This window comes from Klebsiella sp. B345 (assembly GCF_051131735.1).
Taxonomy (GTDB): domain Bacteria; phylum Pseudomonadota; class Gammaproteobacteria; order Enterobacterales; family Enterobacteriaceae; genus Klebsiella.
Genome location: NZ_CP180443.1, coordinates 4,099,651 through 4,121,854, shown reverse-complemented (window position 1 = coordinate 4,121,854; position 22,204 = coordinate 4,099,651). Strand labels below are relative to the sequence as shown.

At 54.3% G+C, this 22,204-nt stretch carries 20 protein-coding genes; 8 read left to right on the top strand and 12 right to left on the bottom strand.

The features are described 5' to 3' along the window. Window positions 1-4: 4 nt before the first annotated feature. The 4 genes from secD to queA are packed head-to-tail and all read right to left on the bottom strand — an operon-like array spanning window position 5 to window position 4,485. Window positions 5-1,852 (bottom strand): protein translocase subunit SecD, encoded by a 1,848-nt coding sequence (gene secD, locus ACMYSO_RS19340; protein WP_434586183.1) that lies wholly within the window; start codon window positions 1,850-1,852, stop codon window positions 5-7. A 25-nt stretch (window positions 1,853-1,877) separates the two neighbouring features. Next, a complete protein-coding gene (yajC, locus tag ACMYSO_RS19335) occupies window positions 1,878-2,210 on the bottom strand; it encodes a preprotein translocase subunit YajC (RefSeq protein ID WP_004133958.1) in 333 nt (110 codons plus the stop codon). Between the two features lie 22 nt (window positions 2,211-2,232). Further along, window positions 2,233-3,360 carry a tRNA guanosine(34) transglycosylase Tgt gene (gene tgt / locus ACMYSO_RS19330; protein ID WP_434586184.1) on the bottom strand — a complete coding sequence of 376 codons (1,128 nt, stop codon included), beginning with the start codon at window positions 3,358-3,360 and terminating at the stop codon, window positions 2,233-2,235. A 54-nt stretch (window positions 3,361-3,414) separates the two neighbouring features. Further along, entirely contained in the window at window positions 3,415-4,485 is a 1,071-nt protein-coding gene (gene queA / locus ACMYSO_RS19325; protein ID WP_123755661.1) for a tRNA preQ1(34) S-adenosylmethionine ribosyltransferase-isomerase QueA, read from the bottom strand. Window positions 4,486-4,642: 157 nt separating this feature from the next. On the opposite strand from queA, the gene acpH reads away from it, so the two are divergent. The 7 genes from acpH to fba all read left to right on the top strand — a co-directional run bounded on the left by acpH (window position 4,643) and on the right by fba (window position 10,483). Further along, window positions 4,643-5,224 (top strand): ACP phosphodiesterase, encoded by a 582-nt coding sequence (gene acpH / locus ACMYSO_RS19320; protein ID WP_434666921.1) that lies wholly within the window; start codon window positions 4,643-4,645, stop codon window positions 5,222-5,224. 182 nt (window positions 5,225-5,406) lie between these two features. Further along, window positions 5,407-6,009, top strand: coding sequence for a peroxiredoxin (locus ACMYSO_RS19315; RefSeq protein WP_004858569.1), 603 nt, complete (start codon window positions 5,407-5,409; stop codon window positions 6,007-6,009). A gap of 422 nt (window positions 6,010-6,431) precedes the next feature. Then, entirely contained in the window at window positions 6,432-6,887 is a 456-nt protein-coding gene (locus ACMYSO_RS19310; protein WP_434666918.1) for a PTS sugar transporter subunit IIA, read from the top strand. Beyond that, window positions 6,881-7,168, top strand: a complete 288-nt coding sequence (locus ACMYSO_RS19305; RefSeq protein WP_434666915.1) for a PTS sugar transporter subunit IIB — start codon at window positions 6,881-6,883, stop codon at window positions 7,166-7,168. The genes ACMYSO_RS19310 and ACMYSO_RS19305 overlap by 7 nt, the downstream gene beginning before the upstream one ends. Before the next feature lie 20 nt (window positions 7,169-7,188). Next, window positions 7,189-8,580 (top strand): PTS ascorbate transporter subunit IIC, encoded by a 1,392-nt coding sequence (locus tag ACMYSO_RS19300; protein WP_434666913.1) that lies wholly within the window; start codon window positions 7,189-7,191, stop codon window positions 8,578-8,580. A gap of 62 nt (window positions 8,581-8,642) precedes the next feature. Continuing rightward, entirely contained in the window at window positions 8,643-9,605 is a 963-nt protein-coding gene (locus ACMYSO_RS19295) for a carbohydrate kinase family protein (RefSeq protein ID WP_434666910.1), read from the top strand. Between the two features lie 17 nt (window positions 9,606-9,622). Continuing rightward, the gene (fba, locus tag ACMYSO_RS19290) at window positions 9,623-10,483 is read left to right on the top strand and encodes a class II fructose-1,6-bisphosphate aldolase (RefSeq protein ID WP_434666907.1); all 861 of its coding nucleotides are present in this window, start codon (window positions 9,623-9,625) and stop codon (window positions 10,481-10,483) included. Window positions 10,484-10,572: 89 nt separating this feature from the next. On the opposite strand, the gene ACMYSO_RS19285 is transcribed toward fba, so the two are convergent. The 3 genes from ACMYSO_RS19285 to ACMYSO_RS19275 all read right to left on the bottom strand — a co-directional run bounded on the left by ACMYSO_RS19285 (window position 10,573) and on the right by ACMYSO_RS19275 (window position 13,789). Next, window positions 10,573-12,441 carry an amidohydrolase gene (locus ACMYSO_RS19285; protein WP_434666905.1) on the bottom strand — a complete coding sequence of 623 codons (1,869 nt, stop codon included), beginning with the start codon at window positions 12,439-12,441 and terminating at the stop codon, window positions 10,573-10,575. 24 nt (window positions 12,442-12,465) lie between these two features. Next, entirely contained in the window at window positions 12,466-13,011 is a 546-nt protein-coding gene (locus ACMYSO_RS19280; RefSeq protein ID WP_434586188.1) for an antibiotic biosynthesis monooxygenase, read from the bottom strand. A gap of 136 nt (window positions 13,012-13,147) precedes the next feature. Beyond that, complete coding sequence (locus ACMYSO_RS19275; protein ID WP_032689277.1) at window positions 13,148-13,789, bottom strand: hydrolase; 642 nt, start codon at window positions 13,787-13,789, stop codon at window positions 13,148-13,150. A 284-nt stretch (window positions 13,790-14,073) separates the two neighbouring features. Between ACMYSO_RS19275 and ACMYSO_RS19270 the strand changes: the two genes are divergently transcribed. Further along, window positions 14,074-14,976: a LysR substrate-binding domain-containing protein gene (locus ACMYSO_RS19270; RefSeq protein WP_123756217.1), complete on the top strand. Its 903-nt coding sequence runs from the start codon at window positions 14,074-14,076 to the stop codon at window positions 14,974-14,976. Here ACMYSO_RS19270 and malZ read toward each other — a convergent pair. The 5 genes from malZ to phoB all read right to left on the bottom strand — a co-directional run bounded on the left by malZ (window position 14,967) and on the right by phoB (window position 22,175). Beyond that, a complete protein-coding gene (gene malZ / locus ACMYSO_RS19265; RefSeq protein WP_434666902.1) occupies window positions 14,967-16,790 on the bottom strand; it encodes a maltodextrin glucosidase in 1,824 nt (607 codons plus the stop codon). The two genes, ACMYSO_RS19270 and malZ, sit on opposite strands and share 10 nt — an antisense overlap. A 149-nt stretch (window positions 16,791-16,939) precedes the next feature. After that, complete coding sequence (gene proY, locus ACMYSO_RS19260; RefSeq protein WP_434586191.1) at window positions 16,940-18,313, bottom strand: proline-specific permease ProY; 1,374 nt, start codon at window positions 18,311-18,313, stop codon at window positions 16,940-16,942. Between the two features lie 123 nt (window positions 18,314-18,436). Then, on the bottom strand, window positions 18,437-19,756 hold the full coding sequence (gene brnQ / locus ACMYSO_RS19255; RefSeq protein ID WP_434666900.1) for a branched-chain amino acid transporter carrier protein BrnQ: 1,320 nt from the start codon (window positions 19,754-19,756) through the stop codon (window positions 18,437-18,439). A gap of 412 nt (window positions 19,757-20,168) precedes the next feature. Beyond that, entirely contained in the window at window positions 20,169-21,464 is a 1,296-nt protein-coding gene (gene phoR, locus ACMYSO_RS19250; protein ID WP_434666897.1) for a phosphate regulon sensor histidine kinase PhoR, read from the bottom strand. Window positions 21,465-21,485: 21 nt separating this feature from the next. After that, window positions 21,486-22,175, bottom strand: a complete 690-nt coding sequence (phoB, locus tag ACMYSO_RS19245) for a phosphate response regulator transcription factor PhoB (RefSeq protein WP_123755653.1) — start codon at window positions 22,173-22,175, stop codon at window positions 21,486-21,488. Between the last annotated feature and the right edge of the window lie 29 nt (window positions 22,176-22,204).

Sequence of the window (22,204 nt, the reverse complement as noted above, 5' to 3'; positions counted from 1 at the left end):
CTCCTCAGATAGACAGCTTTTTAACGCGCTTGCCGCCGTACAGCAGGTTCACGATGGCACGGGTGCCGACGATAGCGGTAAACATCGAGGTTGCAACACCGATACCGGTGGTAATCGCAAACCCTTTAATTGCACCGGTACCGACCGCGTACAGGATGATAACTTTGATCAAGGTCGTAATGTTCGCATCGAAGATAGAGCTGAATGCACCCTTATAACCTTCGTCAATCGCCTGCTGAACAGAACGTCCGTTGCTCAACTCTTCTTTAATACGCTCGTTGATCAGTACGTTAGCATCGACCGCCACCGCAAGGGTTAGCACGATACCCGCAATCCCCGGCATACTCAGCGTTGCCCCTGGGAGCAGGGACATGATGCCGACGATCAGCACCAGGTTAGCCACCAGCGCGGAAGTCGCGATCAGACCGAATTTCTTGTAGAAGAAAATCATGAACAGGATAGAGACCACCAGACCGGCCAGACATGCTTCCAGACCCTGTTTGATGTTCTGCATACCCAGAGTTGGGCCGATGGTACGTTCTTCAACGATCTGAATCGGCGCAATCAGCGCACCAGCACGCAGCAGCAGAGACAGTTGACGCGCTTCGTTCGGGTTGCTGATACCGGTAATACGGAAGCTATTGCCCAGGCGAGACTGGATGTTGGCGATGTTAATCACCTCTTCCTGTTTCACCAGAACCGCACGACCGTTAGCATCTTTCTTACCGCTGTCTTTGTACTCCACGAACAGGGTCGCCATCGGCTTACCGATGTTGTCCTTGGTGAAGTTAGACATGATGTTGCCACCTGCGCTATCCAGCGAGATGTTAACCTGCGGCTGATTGTACTCATCCATGCTGGAAGTGGAGTCGGTGATATGGTCACCGGTCAGAATCACACGCTTGTACAGCACAACTGGCCGGCCTTCACGAGTGTCTTTCACTTCGGAATCACCAGGGACGCGGCCTGAAGCGGCAGCGGCACTGTCGACGTTGCTGTTAACCAGACGGAATTCCAGCGTCGCGGTGGCACCAAGAATTTCTTTCGCACGCGCGGTATCCTGAATACCCGGCAGTTCAACCACGATACGGTCGGCGCCCTGACGCTGTACCAGCGGCTCGGCAACACCCAGTTGGTTAACACGGTTACGCAGAATGTTGATGTTCTGCTGCACGGCATATTCGCGGGCTTCTTTCAGGCGCTCATCGGTCATCACGGCTTTCAGGCCGGTCGTGCCTTGAGTGGAGATAACCAGATCGCGGTGACGCGGGCTCAGCCAGGAGATAGCCTGATCGCGTGCTGCGCTATCACGAAACGCAATGCTCAGACCAAAATTGTCTTCCTTACGCACGGTGGAGTAAGGGATGCCTTTTTCACGCAGTTCGCTGCGCAGGCTGTCGATATTTTGTTCCTGCAGTTTACCCAGCGCGGTGTCCATATCCACTTCCATCAGGAAGTGTACGCCGCCACGCAGGTCAAGACCCAGCTTCATCGGCTCGGCATGAATGGCCGCCAGCCAGCGAGGGGTCGCCGGTGCAAGGTTCAGTGCCACGACGTATTTATCACCCAATACGCCCATCAGCACTTCACGTGCACGTAACTGGACGTCGGTGGTGTCGAAGCGCGCAAGAATGGTGCCCTCTTCCAGCGCCACAGACTTAGCGGTAATTTTTTCTTCTTGTAACGTTTTCTGGACCTGGATCAGCGTTTGCTCACTGGCGGCGACACCGCGCACGCCAGTGATTTGAACGGCCGGATCCTCACCATACAGGTTGGGGAGTGCATACATCAGGCCGACGATAATAACGACGACCAGCATGATGTACTTCCACAAAGGATAACGGTTTAACACGGCAGTTCCCTTAGGGAAAAGTGGATTACAGCGCTTTCATAGTGCCTTTCGGCAGAACGGCAGCTACGAAGTCACGTTTGATAACCACTTCGGTGGTATCGTTCAGCGCGATAGCAATGTATCCGCTTTCCGCAACTTTAGTGACGCGACCGACCAGACCACCATTCGTCAGCACTTCATCGCCTTTCGCGATGGAGCTCATCAGGTTTTTATGTTCCTTGGTGCGCTTCTGCTGTGGACGCAGGATCATGAAGTAGAAAATCAGACCAAACACCACCAGCATCAGGATCAGAGACATCGGGCTGCCCTGCGCCGCGCCACCGGTTGCTGCTACCGCATCAGAAATAAAAAAGCTCATTCAAATTCCCTCATTATTAAAATTAATCAACGTTCACAGGAGGAACAGGTCGTCCCTGACGTTGGTAAAAATCGGTCACGAAGCTCTCTAATTTACCCTCTTCAATAGCCTTACGTAAACCAGCCATTAAGCGCTGATAGTAGCGAAGGTTATGAATGGTATTGAGGCGCGCGCCCAATATTTCGTTGCAACGATCGAGATGATGCAAGTAAGCGCGTGAATAATTGCGACATGTATAGCAATCACACTCCGCATCCAGCGGCGCAGTGTCGCTTTTGTGCTTCGCATTACGAATCTTCACCACGCCGTCGGTAACAAACAGATGGCCGTTACGCGCGTTACGCGTCGGCATCACGCAGTCGAACATATCAATACCGCGGCGTACCCCTTCAACCAGATCTTCGGGTTTCCCGACGCCCATCAGGTAGCGTGGTTTGTCGGTCGGAATCTGCGGGCAAACGTGCTCCAGGATACGGTGCATGTCTGCTTTCGGCTCGCCGACAGCCAGACCGCCGACAGCGTAGCCATCAAAACCGATGTCTACCAGACCTTTAACGGATATATCGCGTAAATCTTCGTAAACGCTTCCCTGGATAATGCCAAACAGCGCATTTTTGTTGCCCAGGCTGTCGAAACGGTCACGGCTACGCTGCGCCCAGCGCAGGGACATTTCCATCGAACGTTTAGCATAGTCCCAGTCCGCCGGGTACGGCGTACATTCGTCGAAGATCATCACGATATCGGAGCCGAGATCGTATTGAATCTCCATCGATTTTTCCGGGTCGAGGAAAATCGGATCGCCGTTAATCGGGTTACGGAAGTGGACGCCCTGCTCGGTGATCTTACGGATATCGCCGAGGCTGAAGACCTGGAAACCGCCGGAATCGGTCAGGATTGGCCCTTTCCACTGCATGAAATCATGCAGATCGCCGTGCAGCTTCATGATTTCCTGGCCCGGACGCAGCCACAGGTGGAACGTGTTGCCGAGGATAATTTGTGCGCCGGTGGCTTCAACTTCTTCCGGCGTCATCCCTTTGACGGTGCCGTAAGTCCCAACGGGCATAAAGGCTGGCGTTTCAACTACGCCACGATCAAATACCAGGCGGCCGCGGCGAGCGCGTCCGTCGGTCGTATCCAGTTCAAATTTCATTTTCACTCCTGCGTCAGAAAAACAGTCTGACGTTAAACACTCATGTCGCGGAGGTTATTCCCCGACACGCTCAAAAATAGCCTGCGGATTGTACGTGATAAACATCGCGTCACCGTAGCTAAAAAAGCGATATTTTTGTTCTACCGCAGCCTTGTAGGCATTCATAGTATGCTGGTAACCGGCAAAGGCCGAAACCAACATAATCAGTGTTGATTCAGGAAGATGGAAGTTGGTCACCAGCGCATCAACCGCTTTATATTGATATCCCTGATAGATGAAGATCTGCGTATCACCAAAGAAAGGTTCAATCAGGTCGTTTTTCGCCGCCTGCGCCGCGCTCTCCAACGAGCGCACGGAGGTAGTGCCCACCGCGATGACGCGATTACCGCGTGCTTTCGCTGCCAGCACCGCGTCGACCACCTCTTGCGGCACTTCGGCATACTCGGAGTGCATGATGTGGTCTTCGATGGTATCCACGCGCACCGGCTGGAAGGTTCCGGCGCCGACGTGCAGCGTCACGAACGCCATTTCGATACCTTTGGCACGCAGCTTATCCAGCATCGCATCGTCAAAGTGCAGGCCGGCGGTCGGTGCAGCCACCGCCCCTGGTTTGGTGCTATAGACGGTTTGATACAGTTCGCGGTCGGCGTCTTCATCCGGGCGATCGATATACGGCGGCAGCGGCATATGGCCGATGCTGTTCAGGATATCCAGTACCGGGCGCTCGTCGTTAAACTCGACTTCAAACAGCGCATCGTGACGCGCCACCATGGTGGCATGAATGCTTTCATCGTCGCCCAGCAGCAGCTCCGCTCCCGGCTTCGGCGCTTTAGAGGCGCGAATATGGGCCAGAATGCGTTTGTCGTCGAGCATCCGCTCAACCAGGACTTCAATCTTGCCGCCGCTGACTTTACGGCCAAACAGGCGCGCCGGGATCACTCGGGTATTGTTGAACACCAGCAGATCGCCGGGGTTCAGCTTGTCGAGGAGATCGGTGAAAATACCATGCGTCAGCGCCCCCGTCGGTCCGTCTAACGACAGCAGGCGACAGCTACTACGCTCCGGCTGTGGGTAGTGGGCGATCAGGGATTCGGGGAGTTCAAAGGAAAAATCAGTAACGCGCATGACGGTGGCTCGGCCTAAATAATGAGGCGGGTAGTCTAGTGCCGGGGCGTGTTCCCTGCAACCTTTACCCCTCAGGAGAGATGTAATACTCTACGTCATTGATGAGGCGAGTCACGTTGAAGCCAACGCACCTGCAACCTGAAGAATAACGAGTATTATGAATTTTCTCGCACACCTGCATTTAGCTCATCTCGCCAATAGCTCCCTTCCCGGCAACCTTCTGGCTGATTTCGTTCGCGGCAACCCGCAGGCAGACTACCCGGCGGATATCGTCGACGGCATCTTTATGCACCGCCGCATCGATGTCATGACCGACAATCTGGCAGAGGTCAAAACGGCACGAGAGTGGTTCCGTCCCGAAACGCGCCGTGTCGCGCCGATTACGCTGGACGTCATGTGGGATCATTTCCTGTCGCACCACTGGGCGCAAATTTCGCCCGACCTGCCGCTCAGTGAATTTGTGCGCTATGCCGAGGAGCAGGTGACGCCGGTGTTGCCCGATTCACCGCCGCGCTTCGTCAATCTCAATGACTATTTATGGTCGGAACGCTGGCTGGAACGCTATAAAGACATGGACTTTATTCAGCGCGTCCTCAACGGTATGGCCAGCCGCCGGCCACGTCTTGATGCCCTGCGCGACTCCTGGCAGGACCTGGACACCCACTACGACAAGCTGGAGCAGCAGTTCTGGCAGTTTTATCCGCGCATGATGGCCCAGGCGACCCGCCGGGAACTATAACGAGCACGATAAAAGATTGCGCTTTCTCACAGAAAAGCTATTCTGAACCTCGTTTTCTGATACACATTGATAGGCTGAACCTATCTCATTGATTGTCAGCGTCACGTTGAGTTCGCACAAGCCAGTCCCTATACTTGCCCCCGTTGCGTACCAATTAACCTTACTATTAACAGGAGAATCATATGGTTCTGGTCACTCGTCAGGCTCCGGATTTTACCGCAGCAGCAGTTTTAGGTAACGGCGAAATCGTTGAGAAATTCAACTTCAAACAGCACACCAACGGTAAAGCGACCGTACTGTTCTTCTGGCCGATGGACTTCACCTTCGTGTGCCCGTCAGAGCTGATCGCTTTTGACAAGCGTTATGAAGAGTTCCAGAAACGCGGCGTAGAAGTCGTTGGCGTCTCCTTCGACTCCGAATTCGTTCACAACGCATGGCGTAACACCCCGGTTGACCAGGGCGGTATCGGCCCGGTTAAATACGCGATGGTGGCTGACATCAAACGTGAAATCCAGAAAGCTTACGGTATCGAGCATCCGGACGAAGGCGTTGCACTGCGTGGTTCCTTCCTGATCGACGCAAACGGCGTTGTTCGTCACCAGGTGGTTAATGACCTGCCGCTGGGCCGTAACATCGACGAAATGCTGCGCATGGTTGATGCGCTGCAGTTCCACGAAGAGCACGGTGAAGTTTGCCCGGCACAGTGGGAAAAAGGAAAAGAAGGTATGGCTGCGTCTCCGGAAGGCGTTGCAAAATACCTGACCGAAAACGTCTCCAGCCTGTAATCGGCTCGCGTTTTAAAAAGGCTCGCGCATGCGGGCCTTTTTTGTTTTCTGCCCCAGTGAGTTCCATTCTCTGACGCACAATGCTCCCGCCCGTTCTTTCCGGACGTTTTTTTGTTATCACACTCAAGTTTTGAGAAAAAAACACCCTGATATTTGTGATACACAATACATTTCTCAATAATAAAATTATCTTATTTTTAATCTTTCTCGTCTGATATTTACCCCACTCTTCCCCACCAAAACATAACCAATTGAAAATTAACACAATAATAAATGTTATTTTTCTTAAAAAATAACTCAAATATCATTTCACTGTGATCAACTTCAATATTTAAAAATTCAAATGTGATCTGTCCCATGATTTTACGCCGTATATTTGTTCATGATTTAACTCAGAGAAGAAATGCGTTAAGGATTAGATTATGGAAATCATCTTTGATCGTCGGTTAATCGCACTTAATCAGAACATTTCCACCGCTAGCCAGGCGATCGAATTATCTGGGACATTACTTACCCGTCAGAAAATTTGTCGCCCGGAATACATCAACGCGATGCTGGAAGTCTATGAGGATTTTGGGCCCGCTATTGTTATTGATGATGGGCTCGCAATGCCTCATGCTCGCCCCGAAAAAGGGGCCTCCCGCACCGGGTTTTCTTTAATCACCACCCAGCATCCGATTCATTTTGGCCACGAAGAGTTTGACCCGGTGAGTGTCATTATCGGCATCGCCGGTGCAGATGCTAATAGTCATATAAAAATGATCCAGATAATTGCCTCATTAATTGAGTCAGATATTGTGGCATTTCTCCGCAAGCAGCATGACATCAATACAGTATTCAATTTCATCCACAATAAAATGGAGACGTCATTATGTTAGTTATCAGAACAGTTTGCGGTAACGGTATTGGCAGTTCATTAATGGCCGCGAGCAATGTAAAAAAAATATGTGATGAATTAGGTATCAAAGCTGACATCGCCTCCGTTGATTTTGCCAATGCCGTAGGCGAAAAAGCCGATCTCTATATCACGATCAAAGAATTAGCGAATCAGTTCCCTGCGCATTGTCATGTGGCTATTATTCGCAGCTATGTCCATAAAGCTAAAATTGCTGAAGACATTACCGATGCCCTGACAAAAGTTGCTGCAACTCATTCTTAATCATTATTAAGGACACGATCATGCAGGCTATACTCACATTCTTATCAGAGATATTCAGTCAACCCGCATTTCTGATGGGGATTATCGCATTTGTCGGTTTAGTGGCACTGCGATCCCCTGGAAATAAACTTCTTACGGGCACCTTAAAGCCGATCCTTGGTTATTTAATGCTCAGCGCCGGTGCCGGAGTCATCGTTGCGAACCTTAATCCACTCGGCGGAATTATCGAAGCTGGATTCAATATTCGCGGCGTAATTCCCAATAACGAGGCTATCGTATCCGTTGCGCAAAAAGTGCTCGGCGTAGAAACCATGAGCATCCTGCTGCTGGGCTTTATCTTTAACCTGCTTATTGCCCGCTTTACCAAGTACAAATACATTTTCCTCACCGGTCACCACTCTTTCTTTCTGGCATGCCTGTTTTCCGCGGTATTACAGGCGGCGGAATTTCGCGGCTGGATGCTGATTCTGATTGGCGGATTCTTACTCGGTTCATGGTCAGCTATCTCTCCGGCCATTGGCCAGCGCTATACCAAGCAGGTCACCGAAGATGGCGGCATTGCGATGGGCCACTTTGGCTCGCTGGGCTATTACATCTCCGCGTGGATCGCCAGCAAAACCGGGAACCCGGCCAACTCATTTGCCGATACCGAAATTTCTGAACGCTGGGGCTTTCTGCGTGACACCACGGTCACTACCGGGATCGTCATGTTCATTATCTACTTTGTTTGTAGCGCCGTTGCCGGCACCGAATACCTACGAACGATAACCGACCAGAATATGCTGATCTTCTCTATTCTGACCGGCCTGCAGTTTGCCGTCGGCGTCGCCATCGTCTACAACGGCGTACGTCTTATCCTTGGCGATCTGGTACCGGCTTTCCAGGGGATTAGCCAGAAGCTGATTCCCGATTCGATTCCAGCCGTTGACTGCGCAGTGTTCTTTACCTTCAGTCCAACGGCGGTAGTCGTCGGTTTTATCAGCTCTTTTATCGGCGGTCTGGTGGGGATGCTGCTGTTGGGGGCATTCGGGATGGCGCTAATCATTCCCGGCATGGTGCCACATTTCTTCTGCGGCGGGACTTCCGGCGTCTTCGCCGACAAGCTAGGCGGCAAACGGGGCTGTGTCATCGCTTCGTTCATTGGCGGGATCTTCCTCGCCTTCCTTCCAGCAATGCTGCTACCGGCCTTAGGCAGCCTGGGCTTTGAAAACAGTACCTTTGCCGATTTCGATTTCGCCGTCTGGGGAATCATTATCGGTAATGCCTTCACCCAGTTTGGCCAGATAACCATCTATTTGATTTGCTTCGCCCTGCTCGTCGCGTTGCTGGTGCCTTTCTGCTTCCGTTCCGTTCGCGTGGTCGGAGATACGCTCAGTTACGACGCGCTCACGGCGAATAAGAAAAATGAATAGGGTTTCATTTTTCCCTGCGGGAAGAACACTTCCCGCAGCTGACGACATTATCAGGAGTTGTTATGGCTATATTGTCCATAGGGTTTTCATGTTTTGATCAGTTCTTCTTTCTGAATGAGTGGCCGCAGGAAAATACCAAAAATTTCTGCCATGACTTCATTGAAAGCGGCGGCGGTCCGGCAGCAAATGCCGCATGGCTGCTGGGGTTATGGGGCGAGGATGTTTATTATATCGGTCATCTGAACGCAGATATTTACGGTCAGCGGATTGTTGATGAATTTGCTCAGGCCGGCGTGGATACCAGCCACATCGTCTTTTCCGATGAGATGATCACCCCCCTGGCATCGGTGCTGGTTAACCGCTTAACGGGCTCCCGCACCATTATTACCCGTAAAATGCAGACGCCGCCTTCGTTGACCTACGATCAAAAACTGAAACTTGACGATCTCGCACAACGGCTTATTGCTTCGGAAGAACCCGTCACCCTGTTAATAGACGGGCACGAAGCTGAAATCAGTGAATTTTTAATTAAGAAATTACCTGCGGCTCGCGTAGTGATGGATGGCGGCTCCCTGCGTGCCAGCAATATCAAATTAGCGGCCTGGACTGATTATTTTGTTGTTAGTGAACATTTCGCCAGAGATTATATGAATTACCGTGCCCTGAGCACCGAGAAAGAATTAAAAACGGCGCTCATCGAGTTAAATAAAATATGCCGGGGAGAGGCATTTATTACTCTTGGAGAGAAAGGCTGTGCTTTTTTAAAGAGTGGAATGCTGCATATTGTTCCCTCCTGGCAATGCCAGGCCGTCGATACTACCGGTGCCGGTGATGTTTTCCATGGCGCCTTTACCTATGGCGTTCATTACTCCTGGCATATCGATAATATTATTCTTTTTGCCAGCCTGACCGCCGCAATTTCTATTGAGAAAAAAGGCGTCCGTGAGTCCATGCCGGATCTCGCCGTCGTCCATCGTTCATTAAATAGCTATGAAAGAAATTTAACGCAATATTTTGATGAATAATTAACCCCGAGGTGATTATGTTAGTATCTATGAAGGACATGCTTCAGCATGCCCTACGGGACGGTTATGCCGTAGGGCAGTTCAATATTAATAATCTGGAATGGGTTGGTACTGTATTAAGTACCGGGCAACAGCTGCGGTCGCCCGTTATTTTGGGCGTTTCCGGCGGCACGGTGAAACATATGCTGGGCCTGAAATGCATTCATGACATCGTGGTTAATGCGATGGACTATCTACAGATTGATATTCCGGTAGCATTACATCTCGATCACGGGACAACCCGTGAGGCTTGTGAAGCGGCTATCGAAGCCGGGTTTAGCTCAATTATGTTTGATGGTTCCCATCTGCCATTTGCGGAAAACCTGGCCATCACCCGCCATCTGGTTGAACTGGCACACAGCAGAGGAATATCGGTTGAAGCCGAGCTGGGAACGATTGCCGGAAGTGAAGATGGTATCGTCAACTCAGAGGTTATCTATGCTGACCCACAGGAGTGCTACACCCTGGTCAGAGAAACGCAGGTGGATTGCCTTGCTGCGGCACTCGGTTCAACACACGGGCTTTATAAAGGGAAAGCGAAACTGGGGTTTGCTGAAATGAAAGCGATATCCGAGCTGGTGAAGGTTCCGCTGGTGCTGCACGGCGGAACCGGTATTGCCGATGAGGATATGCGCAAAGCGATTGGCTGTGGTACGGCTAAAATTAACGTCAACACCGAAAATATGTACGCCTGGTGTGAGGCCGTGAAAGCGTTGTTTGCCGCCGATAACAGCCACGACATTAACGATCCGCGTAAAGTTATCCAGCAAGGCCTGCTGCCCGTACGCGAGATGATCGCCCGCCGTATTCAGCTATTTGGCTCTCAAAACCGGGGCTAAACCCGGCACGCGGATACCGCGCCCGACAGATGGCTACGCGAGGCAACCCCCGGCTAACTCGCCGGGGGAACACAGCTAATGTCTCAGGATTAAAACGCGAAGCAGGAGCAACCCAACGCCCCCCAAAATGCCCGATCGTCGGAGACCGGGATCGACGACTGACGGGCGATATCATGCTGATGACCATGCACGCCACAACTGCCGCAGCACTGATGCATCTGCACGATTGCCCCAATTTTCGCCGCCGCAGGCGGTGCGGAACGATAGTGGCCCGGCACCTTGACCACCGGCGACCAGTCCGGCACCACCGGAATCGGCGGCGGTGCGAGCGGCGAGAAGTGTCCGGCAGCGTAAACCACTTTGCCGTCAACTACCGTCAGCACCGATTCGATACCTTTGATTTCCTCTTCCGGTACGCTGAAGTAGTCTTTTGACAGCACCACCAGGTCCGCCAACTGGCCGTTCTCGATCCGCCCTTTTTTACCCTGCTCGCTGGAGAACCAGGCGCTACCCGCCGTCCATAGTTCAAGCGCCACGTCGCGCGACAGACGGTTACTCTCGTCATACATCGCCATGCCGCCCACGGTACGCCCGGAGACCAGCCAGTAGAGCGCGGTCCACGGGTTGTAACTCGCCACCCGCGTCGCATCGGTCCCCAGCCCAACCGGCACCTCCAGTTCCAGCATTTTCGCCACCGGCGGGGTATGTTTCACCGCATCTTTACCATAGCGGTCGACAAAATATTCCCCCTGGAATGCCATCCTGTGCTGTACCGCGATCCCGCCGCCCAGCGCCTTCACGCGCTCAATATTCCGCTCGGTGATGGTTTCGGCATGGTCGAAGAACCAGTGCAGACCGTTAAACGGAATATCGCGGTTCACCTTCTCGAAGACGTTGAGCATCCGGCCGATCGACTCATCGTAGGTGGCATGCAGGCGGAACGGCCAGCGATGCTCCACCAGATGACGAACCACGCGCTCCAGCTCGTCTTCCATCCCTTCAGGCAGATCCGGACGCGGCTGCAGGAAATCTTCAAAGTCTGCCGCCGAGAACACCAGCATTTCGCCAGCGCCGTTGGCGCGGAAGAAGTCGGTCCCCTGCCCCGGTTTCAGCATATCGGTCCAGCGCTCGAAATCGTCCAGCTCCTGTTTAGGACGCTGGGTAAACAGGTTATAGGCAATGCGCACGGTCATCTGCTCTTGCGCATGCAGCTGTTCAATAATTTGATAATCTTCCGGGTAGTTCTGGAAACCGCCCCCGGCATCAATGGCGCTGGTCAGGCCGAGCCGGTTCAGCTCACGCATAAACTGGCGCGTCGAGTTAACCTGCATCTCCAGCGGCAGCTTCGGCCCTTTGGCCAGCGTAGCGTACAGGATCATGGCGTTCGGTTTGGCGATCAGCATCCCGGTGGGGTTACCGCGGCTATCGCGCACGATTTCGCCCCCGGCCGGGTCCGGCGTCTCTTTGGTGTAGCCCACCGCCTTCAGTGCAGCGCGATTCAGCAGCGCGCGATCGTAGAGGTGCAGCACAAAGACTGGGGTATCCGGTGCCGCCTCGTTTAACTCTTCGAGGGTCGGCATTCGCCGTTCGGCGAACTGGAACTCGCTCCAGCCGCCAACCACGCGAATCCACTGCGGCGACGGCGTGCGATCGGCCTGATCTTTTAGCATCCGCAGCGCATCCGCCAGTGACGGAACGCCTTCCCAACGCAGCTCAAGGTTATAGTTCAGCCCGCCGCGGATCAGGTGCAGGTGGGAATCGTTGAGGCCCGGGATCACCGTATGGCCCTGCAGATCGACGATCTGCGTCCCTTCAGCAGCAAAGCTCATGATCCGATCGCGGCTGCCGGTGGCGAGGATCTTACCGTCGGCGATGGCGATGGCCTCGGTCAACGGGTTGTTTTGATCGAGAGTATGGATGCGACCATTTGTCAGGATCAGTGTGGCAGTTTGCGACATAACGCTCTCCTCCAGGCGTCTGGCTCAGTTTTTCTTTAACCAGCCAGCAAACAGACGGGTCACGATGGGCATCCAGAACCAGACCACCAGCGCGACCACACAGGCATCATTAATCAAATGCAGCAACAAGCTACCCCGCATCGAGGGAAGGAACATCCCGGTCAGCCAGGGCACCAGATTAGTACTGGGGAAAATCACCAGCAGCGTGATCAGAAACTGCTTCCAGCGCAGCGGCTGGCGCACGTTGGTGACGGGTGGGGTAAACCAGAACGCCGGTTCGGTACGAATTTCCGTGCGATCGCCTTCATTGAGCAGCGGCGCGATTTCCGCCACCAGCTCGTGACGCGTTGATGACTGCGTCCAGGCGTAGAGGTGTTCAATGGTGTCAAAACGAATAATGACGCTCCAGAGATTCTGCCCGGGAGTCGGGCGAATCACGTTAGCGCCAAGATGGCCAGGAAACTCCGCCGCGATGGGCATAATTTTACCGAGCCACTGTTCATAGCGTTCCCCGTGCTCGGGGTCGAGCATATGGCTTATCACCAGGGTCACCGATTTCTGCTGCGTCATTACCGGGCTCCTTGCTGCGGACGAATCGCGGGTGACCCCACCATTCGCCATGAATGACAATACACAAAATCATTCATGCTGCGTCGAGGCCGGCAAACGAAACCAACAAAGACGCAGCATGAAGGAGGAAGTGTATTTAGGCTTTACGTTCCGGCGCGCCGTGCACCATGGTATAGGCATAATCCACGCCCATGCCGTAAGCACCGCTGTGTTCACGAACCAGATCCATCACCGCATCGTAGGTCTCTTTACGGGACCAGTCGCGCTGGTACTCGAGCAGAACCTGCTGCCAGGTCACCGGTACTGCGCCAGCCTGCACCATGCGATCGATAGAACGCTCATGGGCATCCACGGAGGTCCCGCCGGAGGTGTCGGTGACCACGTAGACTTCGAACCCTTCTTCCAGCGCCATCAGCGCCGGGAAGGTCAGGCACACTTCGGTCCACAGCGCGGAGATAATCAATTTCTTGCGACCCGTCGCTTTCACGGCTTTAACAAAAGCAGCATCTTCCCAGGAGTTCATCGATGTACGTTCAATCGGTTTAACCTGCGGATGGACGGCCAGTAATTCCGGCCAGATGTAGCCGCTGAAGCTTTTGGTTTCTACAGAGGTGTAAATCACCGGGACATTAAAAATCTTGCCGGCTTTCGCCAGGGCAACGGTATTATTTTTAAGTGTCTGACGGTCAATATTGGCTACGCCAAAGGACATTTGCGGTTGATGGTCAATAAAGATAAGGGCGGAGTTGGTTGGGTCGATCAGTTCCCGAATAGACATGAATACCTTCTTAATCAATGAGTTAAAGATATATGGCAAACACTGTTGTGGGTCGGATCGTGACGGATAAAGCATGCTGAGTATAGTCAGTAATTTCTAACGAGTTATTAAAGAAATTCACTGTGCTATTTTTCGAAAATAAGAAAGTATGAAACCAAAGTGCTAATGAACAACGATCGCGATATTTATCAAAAAATTACGCGAAAGGGTTCTAAATTATTCACTGGCATTGAATGTCGGGTTCGGTAAAACTGAGTCACCCTATTTTTTCCGGTAACTTATTGATGCGCTTAAACCTTGATGTGCTGCTTATTCTGGATGCTTTAGAAACCCATGGTTCATTCGCCACCGCCGCAGAATCACTCTACAAAACGCCAGCGGCCCTGAGCTATATGATCCAAAAGCTGGAAAGCGATCTGGATATCACCCTGCTTGATCGCAGCGGTCACCGGGCAAAATTTACCGATACCGGAAGAATGGTGCTGGAGAAGGGACGGCTATTGATCAATGCCGCTAAAGATCTGGAAAAACAGGCCAAACAGCTGAGCGCCGGTTGGGAACGGGATCTGGCGATCGCCCTCGACGCCTCTTTCCCTTTTGAACGCCTGCTGCCGTTGATCGATGCCTTTTACGCGCAAAATCCGCAGACCCGGCTCAACTTTACCCACCATACGCTGGCTGGATCCTGGGAGGAGCTGACCCGCAACGGCGCCGATATGATCCTCGGCGCCATTAACGAACCGCCTACGTCTGCAGAGTGGTCATGGAAAATGGCCGGTACGCTGGATAACGTCTTTGTCGTTGCGGCCAACCATCCGCTGGCCGCCACCACCCAGCCGCTCAGCAACAAACAGCTCAGCCTGCACCGTGCGGTGGTGATTAGCGACAGCGCCCGCTATTGTCAGCCGCTGAACAGCAACCTGCTCACCGAGCAGCTTCAGATTCGCGTCGACGATTTTGCCAGTAAGGTGGCGCTGCTGCGGGCTGGCGTGGGCTGCGGTTTTCTGCCCCGCCATATCGCGCAGCCGTGGCTGGAGAGTGGCGAGCTGCTTGAGAAGTCCGTCATCTCCTGCCGCGAAAAAGATCTGGCCTATATAGCCTGGCGCAGCGATAACGACGGACTGGCCCAGCGCTGGTGGCGCGAGGCCCTTCTCCATGAATCGTTCCTCAGTCAGCTTTACGCCTGACGGCTGAACCACACGCTGGCAGAGATCGCGGGCAATGCCAGCACCCCGTCGTGCAGCACGCCAGCACCTTCTTTCAGCAGCCATTCCTCGACGTTCAGAAGCGGTGAATCCTCGACCACCACCTCGCAGGCTTCGCCCCGGTTGATGGCAATCAGTACCCGCTGTTGCTTGTAGACGCGGGCAAAGACCACCACGTTCTCCTCGGCATAAATCACCTGGCAGCCACCGTAGCGCAATGCCTGGCTGGCTTTACGCAGCTTCGCTATCCGCTTATACAGCCCCAGCAGCGCGGTATCCTGCAGCGCCGGGTCCCACGGGAAGGGTTTGCGGCAGAACGGATCGTTATTGCCGTCGACGCCCACTTCATCGCCGTAGTAAATGCACGGTACACCCGGCCAGCAAAACAGCCACACGACCGCCAGCGGCAGGCGAGCCACATCTTTCCCCAGCAGCGACTTAAATCGTGCAGTATCGTGGCTATCCAGCTGGTTGAACATCCGCAACTGCTGCTGATGAGACAGTCCGGCGCGATAGTTCTCCATCCAGGCGACGCAGGTTTGCGCATCGATTTTTTGCGGATCGTACGAGATATCGGTATTGGCGAGGAAGCCCCACAGCGGGAAGGTAAACCCACGATAGTTCATCGCCGCATCTTCGGCATCGGCCTGCAACCACTGGCGAGCATCACCAAAATGTTCACCAAAAACAAAAGCCTCTGGCTGCTCTTCTTTCGCCGCCCGGGTAATGCCGGCAATATGCTGCAGATTATTCCGCGCGCCGCCGCCTTCCCCCAGCATATGCACCACGTCCAGCCGCCAGCCGTCCATACTCCACGGCGCTTTCAGCCAGTGGCGCACAATGCTGTCTTCCCCGGCATAGATTTCATTCACCAGGCTCTCGGAGCGGTAGTCCAGCTTAGGCAGGCTGGCATAGCCCAGCCAGTTATGTGCTTCGCCTTCTTCAGAGATCGTAAACCAGTCACGCCACGGCGAATCCGCATGGTGACAGGCCCCGCCGCTCCCGCGCTGATGGCGGTCGAACCAGGCGTGGGAATCCCCGGAATGGTTAAACACGCCGTCAAGGATCAGGCGCATCCCTTCCCGTTGCGTATTGTGGCGAAGACGCTGCAGCGCGGCATCGCCGCCAAACTGCGGGTCGACGCGACGATAATCTTCTGTATCGTATTTATGCACGCTCGGTGCGACAAACACCGGGTTCAGATACAGCGCGGTGACACCAAGCTGCTTGAGGTACGGCAGCTTCTCGCTGATGCCATCAAGATCGCCACCATAAAACGTCGAACCACCCGCCTCACCGGTGAGCGGTTCATCCCACGCTTTCTGCACGATATCGTGCCCGGCAGCGTGGTGGTGATAGACCTGATCCTGTCCCGCTTCCCGCGGCTCGCTGCGGGCAAAACGGTCCGGGAAGATTTGATAAAAGACCTGATCGGCAACCCATTGCGGGCCGCTGTCCGGCAGGTCGACGGCAAACTGCTCCAGACGCGCCGGCGGGAAAGCCTGTAATCCCTGCGGGGTGAACCAGCGCTGGCGGTCGGCCCACAGCAGTTTAAAACTATAGCGCCGACGCGGCTGCCCGCTGGCAAGATTGATCTCGCCGCGCCACGCGACGACGCCCGGATGCGGTTCCTGCCGCAGCCGGTGCATAGGCAGCGACAGCTCTTCATTATCTTCTTCTGCGCGCAGCGTGACACGCTGCGGCAGGTCATCGCCGCTCAACCATAACGTGATAAAGAGTCGTTCCTGTTGCTCTTTGATAAAGGGAGCTACAGGCAGGTGCCATGCCTTCAACATCGTCGTTCCTCTTTGTTCAGAATAGGCACACCTTGCCATAGCGCACAGGCGTATGACTCATCATCGCAGGAATTATTAGGGGAGGATAATGGGGGCGGAGAATGTGCCTGCCGGAAAGCGTCTGGCTATCCGGCAGGCCAGGGACAAGCTTACTGTGCCTGCGCCAGGCGGCGGTCGCGGCGGGTTTTGAACGTCCAGCCCACTAACAGCAGCGCAATCCACGCAAAGCCAACGTACAGCGAGATGCGGGTTTCCGGGTGATAGCCAATCAGCGCAATAATAAACACCAGGAACACCAGCCCTACGGCCGTGGTGGCGATACCGCCAGGGACTTTAAACTTCAGCGCTTTCGCCTCTTCAGGCGGCAGACGACGGCGGAAGGCAATCTGCGACAGCAGGATCATAATCCACACCCAGACGGTTGCGAAGGTCGCCAGTGAAGCAATCACCAGGAAGACGTTTTCCGGCATGATGTAGTTCAGATAGACCGCAAACAGCAGCGCCACGGTCATCACCAGCACCGTCACCCACGGGATACCACGGCGCGAGGTTTTCGCGAAAAACTTCGGCGCACTGCCCTGCTCCGCCATCCCGTGCAGCATCCGGCCAACGCCGAAGACATCACTATTAATCGCCGACAGCGAGGCGGTCAGGACCACAAAGTTGAGGATGCTGGCAGCAAAGGCAATGCCCATATGCTGGAAGGTCAACACGAACGGACTGCCGTTGGTCCCGACCTGATTCCACGGGTAAATCGACATGATCACAAACAGCGTGCCCACATAGAACACCAGAATACGCATCGGTACGGAGTTAATCGCCCGCGGGATGGATTTCTCCGGGTCTTTGGCTTCACCAGCGGTAATACCGATGATCTCAATCCCACCGTAGGCGAACATCACCATCTGCAGCGACATCACCATTCCCAGCCAGCCGTTGCTGAAGAAGCCGCCGTTGCTCCAGAGATTATGGATGCCGGTGGGCTGCCCCCCGTTACCAATACCCCAGATAATGATGCCAAAACCGGCAATAATCATGATGATGATGGTGGCGACTTTAAAGAACGAGAACCAGAATTCCAGCTCGCCGAACACCTTGACGCTCATCAGGTTAACGGCGCAGATGATCAGCACCACGCTCAGCACCCAAATCCAGTGCGGCACCGTCGGGAACCACACCCCCATATAGATGCCGAAAGCCGTCACGTCGGCAATCGCCACGATCAGGATTTCAAAGCAATAGGTCCAGCCGGTGATATAGCCCGCCAGCGGGCCAAGATAGTCCTGCGCATAGCGTGAAAATGAGCTGGCGGCCGGGTTATGTACCGACATCTCGCCGAGCGCGCGCATGATGATGTACGCCGCCACGCCGCCGATAATATAGGCCAGCAGCACGCTCGGGCCGGCCATTTTAATGGCGTCCGCCGAACCGTAGAACAGACCGGTACCAATGGCCGAACCCAGTGCCATAAAGCGAATATGCCGGGTACTTAGCCCGCGCTTAAGTTTGTTGTTACTTTCCATCGTATTCCATGCCGTTTTTCTCTTTGGGCCTTCGCGGGGGCAAAAACCAAAAGGGGATGACTTAAAAAACAAAAAACCACGGGACCCGAAGTCCCGTGGCTTAACACTACTTAAAAACGCCGGTTAGTGTGCGCTGGAAGTCACCTGACGCCCAGCGGTACGGTCCCAGATAATCGCCAGAACCACCATCACCGCGGTCGGCATTAACCAGGCCAGACCCTGTTCAGCCATCGGCAGACGAGCGGTCCAGGCCGGCAGCATATCCGCAATCGCCGACGATTTAATGCCGTCAATGATACCAAACATCAGGCTGATAAACATGGCCGGCGCAATAACGCGGGTCGAATTATGCCACCAGTTGCGGGTAAAGCTTAATACCACCAGTGCGATACACGGCGGATAGATGGCCGTGAGCACCGGAATCGAAATCTGAATCAGATGGCTCAGACCGAGGTTGGAGATCGCCATCGAGAACAGGCCGAGGATAAACACCAGCGTGCGATAGGATAACGGCAGATACTGCGCGAAAAACTCGGCACAGGCGCAGGTCAGGCCAACCGCGGTGACCAGACAGGCGATGAAAATCAGCGCCGCCAGCATGAAGCTGCCCGCCCCGCCAAAGGTGTGCTGCACGTAAGCGTGGAGGATCGCCGCGCCGTTAGCAGATTGATCCACCAGGGTCGCGCTATCGGAACCGAGGCGGAACAGCGCCAGATACAGCAGCGTCAAGCCAACACCGGCCATTAATCCGGCCCAAACGGTGTAGCGGGTCAGCAAGCGCGCTTCGCTTACGCCACGAGAACGCGCGGCGTTAACAATCACGATACCGAAGACCATCGCGCCGAGGGTATCCATCGTCAGGTAACCGTTAACGAAACCGTTGGAGAATGAGGCGGTACGATACGCCTCCATCGCGTTGCTGATCGGGCCGGCCGGCCAGACAATCGCCGCCACGGAAAGAATAATCAGGGCAACGATTTTCAGAGGCGCCAGGAAGTTGCCCACCGTATCGAGCAGTTTGCCCGGATACAGCGAAACCAGAATCACCAGCGCAAAATAGATCACGCTATAAATCAGCAGCGGCAGCGCGCCGTCGCCGGTCAGCGGCGCAATGCCGACTTCAAAGGAAACCGTGGCAGTACGCGGCGTCGCGAACAACGGACCGACGGCCAGATAGCACACGACCGCCAGCAGAATACCGGCGACTTTACCGATCGGCGTGCTCAGGCTTTCAACACCACCACCGACTTTCGCCAGCGCCACGACCGTAAGGACAGGGAGACCCACCGCCGTAATCAGGAAGCCAATTGCCGCGGTCCAGACGTGTTCACCAGCCTGTAAACCGACCATCGGAGGGAAGATAATGTTGCCGGCGCCAACAAACAACGCGAAGGTCATAAAGCCCAACGCAATGATGTCGCGCGATTTTAACTGATGGGTCATAAATTCATTACTGCCTGTGGATGTGGTGTTATTAACAAACGGAAATACCGTGCTTTCCCCTTGGGATGATACAGCGGCGATTGCCGGAAAACTCAGCGAGATATGCTCCCGAAGCGGCGTGGGAAAGAATTGTTTTTTGAATTACCACGCAAAAACAGTCTGTCTGCGACTGCATGGGGGGCAATTTAAACGCTTATAACGTTTTAATGCAAGGCGGGATCGTGAAAGCAGATGATTATGCTAACTCTCTATTTTTATCCAAAACTATTCACCATATTGATAGAAAACCCATGGCTAATCATGCGAACAAAAAAGCAGCAGACGTTCATTAATTACGCGGGGAAAAAGTGACTGCAAACGAAAACGACCAGCCGAAGCTGGTCATTGGCAAGTAATGCTGACAGGCAGGCGATCAGGCGCTTTTTTTGGCAATTAAACGTTCCGGGAGCAAGAAGCTAAACCGCGTCCCCTTGCCCAGGGTACTCTCAATTTCCAGTCGACTGTCGTGATGATTGACCGCATGTTTGACGATAGCCAGCCCCAGGCCGCTGCCGCCGGTCTGCCGCGAACGGGCTTTATCGACGCGATAAAACCGCTCGGTCAGGCGCGGAATATGCTCCGGCGCAATACCGGGGCCGTTATCCTCGACGCTAAACAGCGCGCCATGGGGCGCCCGCTGCCAGCTAACGGTAATCTCCGTTCCGGCGGGCGTATGGTTAATGGCGTTATACACCAGGTTGGATATCGCGCTACGCAGCTGCTCTTCATTGCCGAGCACCTGCAGGCCGTCATCCACCGCGAAATGCAGGCTGTGCTTCTGCTGGCTAAGGGTCTGCGCTTCGCGCTCCACCACCCGCAGCATCATCGGCACGTCAATTTTGTCATTCATCGCCAGCGACGGTGCGGCTTCAATACGCGACAGGGTTAGCAGCTGTTTGACCAGCCCTTCCATGCGCTGAGTTTGCTCGCGCATGGTATGCAGGGCTTTCTCGCGCGTCATCCCTTCCAGCACCTGTTCCTGCATCATCTCCAGATAGCCCTGCAGCACCGTCAACGGCGTGCGCAGCTCGTGGCTAACGTTGGCAAAAAAGTTGCGTCGCGCCCCTTCAAGCTGGTGCATCTGCGTGACGTCGCGTGCCACCATCAGCCACTGTTTGTCGCTGTAGGGCATCACGCGGATCTCCAGATGGCGAGCCGTATTCAGCACCAGATTGAGAGGTTTGGAGAAGTCTCTGTTTTTGAGGTAGTTGGCAAATTCAGGGTAACGCAGAAGGTTGAGAATGTTTTGTCCGCTGTCGTCCGGCCAGCGCAGATTCAGGATCTGCTGCGCCAGGCCATTACACCAGAAGATGGCCCCCTCCTCCGTCGTCAGCACCACCGCATCGGGCAACGACTCGGCCCCGCTACGAAAGCGTTTGATCAGACTGCCCAGCTCGCGTCGGCGCTTTTTATTACGCATTTGCATCTGGTGGAGGCCATACAGCAACGGTTCCCAGCTGCCGCTTCCCGGCGGCGGCGTCATGCTGCGGTCAACCCACAGCCACCACGACAGGCGCATCAGGTTCCAGAAATGCCATATCAGCAGGCCGGTCACCGCCGCTAACAAAAACCACGGCAGGTGACCAAAAATCGCCCCAAGGATCAGGGCCGGTATACAACATAAGAAAAGCTCAAGCGCCAGCCTTTTCCATGACAGCCGTTCCAGCACGGTTCACACTCCTGTCGACATTCAGAAACGAGCGGAGAAACGATACCCTGTGCCGCGAACCGTTTGTACCATCCGGTCATGGCCGCTAAGTTCCAGCGCTTTACGTAGACGACGAATGTGCACATCCACCGTTCGGTCTTCTACATACACGTTCGTACCCCAGACGTGATTCAGCAGCTGTTCGCGGCTGTACACGCGTTCCGGGTGGGTCATAAAGAAATGTAATAATTTAAATTCCGTTGGCCCCATGTCCAGCGGACTTTCACCGGTCATCACGCGATGCGAGGAAGGATCCAGGCTAAGGCCTTGCATTTCAATCACTTCTTCTACCGCCATCGGCGAAATTCGACGCATCACCGCTTTGATACGCGCCACCAGCTCTTTCGGTGAGAAAGGCTTGGTGATGTAATCGTCGGCCCCGGTTTCCAGGCCACGAACGCGGTCTTCTTCTTCGCCGCGTGCGGTCAGCATCACCACCGGAATATCCCGGGTCATCGCTTCGCGCTTCAGCTGTTTAATAAACTGCAGACCCGACCCGCCCGGCAACATCCAGTCAAGGAGAATCAAATCAGGCCAGGGTTCATTGAGTTGATTCACCGCACTGTCATAATCTTCCGCCTCGACGGGCTGAAAGCCGTTTTGCTCCAGAACAAAGCAGACCATTTCGCGGATCGGAGCTTCATCTTCAACGACCAGAATTCTTCTCGCCATTATTTACCCTGTGTTTTTTAGCCATCAGT

What these genes read in the sequence shown, in the direction of transcription:
- yajC (WP_004133958.1), bottom strand. Translation starts at nt 2,210, where the DNA reads ATGAGCTTTTTTATTTCTGATGCGGTAGCAGCAACCGGTGGCGCGGCG.
- tgt (WP_434586184.1), bottom strand. Translation starts at nt 3,360, where the DNA reads ATGAAATTTGAACTGGATACGACCGACGGACGCGCTCGCCGCGGCCGC.
- queA (WP_123755661.1), bottom strand. Translation starts at nt 4,485, where the DNA reads ATGCGCGTTACTGATTTTTCCTTTGAACTCCCCGAATCCCTGATCGCC.
- acpH (WP_434666921.1), top strand. Translation starts at nt 4,643, where the DNA reads ATGAATTTTCTCGCACACCTGCATTTAGCTCATCTCGCCAATAGCTCC.
- ACMYSO_RS19315 (WP_004858569.1), top strand. Translation starts at nt 5,407, where the DNA reads ATGGTTCTGGTCACTCGTCAGGCTCCGGATTTTACCGCAGCAGCAGTT.
- ACMYSO_RS19310 (WP_434666918.1), top strand. Translation starts at nt 6,432, where the DNA reads ATGGAAATCATCTTTGATCGTCGGTTAATCGCACTTAATCAGAACATT.
- ACMYSO_RS19305 (WP_434666915.1), top strand. Translation starts at nt 6,881, where the DNA reads ATGTTAGTTATCAGAACAGTTTGCGGTAACGGTATTGGCAGTTCATTA.
- ACMYSO_RS19300 (WP_434666913.1), top strand. Translation starts at nt 7,189, where the DNA reads ATGCAGGCTATACTCACATTCTTATCAGAGATATTCAGTCAACCCGCA.
- ACMYSO_RS19295 (WP_434666910.1), top strand. Translation starts at nt 8,643, where the DNA reads ATGGCTATATTGTCCATAGGGTTTTCATGTTTTGATCAGTTCTTCTTT.
- fba (WP_434666907.1), top strand. Translation starts at nt 9,623, where the DNA reads ATGTTAGTATCTATGAAGGACATGCTTCAGCATGCCCTACGGGACGGT.
- ACMYSO_RS19285 (WP_434666905.1), bottom strand. Translation starts at nt 12,441, where the DNA reads ATGTCGCAAACTGCCACACTGATCCTGACAAATGGTCGCATCCATACT.
- ACMYSO_RS19280 (WP_434586188.1), bottom strand. Translation starts at nt 13,011, where the DNA reads ATGACGCAGCAGAAATCGGTGACCCTGGTGATAAGCCATATGCTCGAC.
- ACMYSO_RS19275 (WP_032689277.1), bottom strand. Translation starts at nt 13,789, where the DNA reads ATGTCTATTCGGGAACTGATCGACCCAACCAACTCCGCCCTTATCTTT.
- ACMYSO_RS19270 (WP_123756217.1), top strand. Translation starts at nt 14,074, where the DNA reads ATGCGCTTAAACCTTGATGTGCTGCTTATTCTGGATGCTTTAGAAACC.
- malZ (WP_434666902.1), bottom strand. Translation starts at nt 16,790, where the DNA reads ATGTTGAAGGCATGGCACCTGCCTGTAGCTCCCTTTATCAAAGAGCAA.
- proY (WP_434586191.1), bottom strand. Translation starts at nt 18,313, where the DNA reads ATGGAAAGTAACAACAAACTTAAGCGCGGGCTAAGTACCCGGCATATT.
- brnQ (WP_434666900.1), bottom strand. Translation starts at nt 19,756, where the DNA reads ATGACCCATCAGTTAAAATCGCGCGACATCATTGCGTTGGGCTTTATG.
- phoB (WP_123755653.1), bottom strand. Translation starts at nt 22,175, where the DNA reads ATGGCGAGAAGAATTCTGGTCGTTGAAGATGAAGCTCCGATCCGCGAA.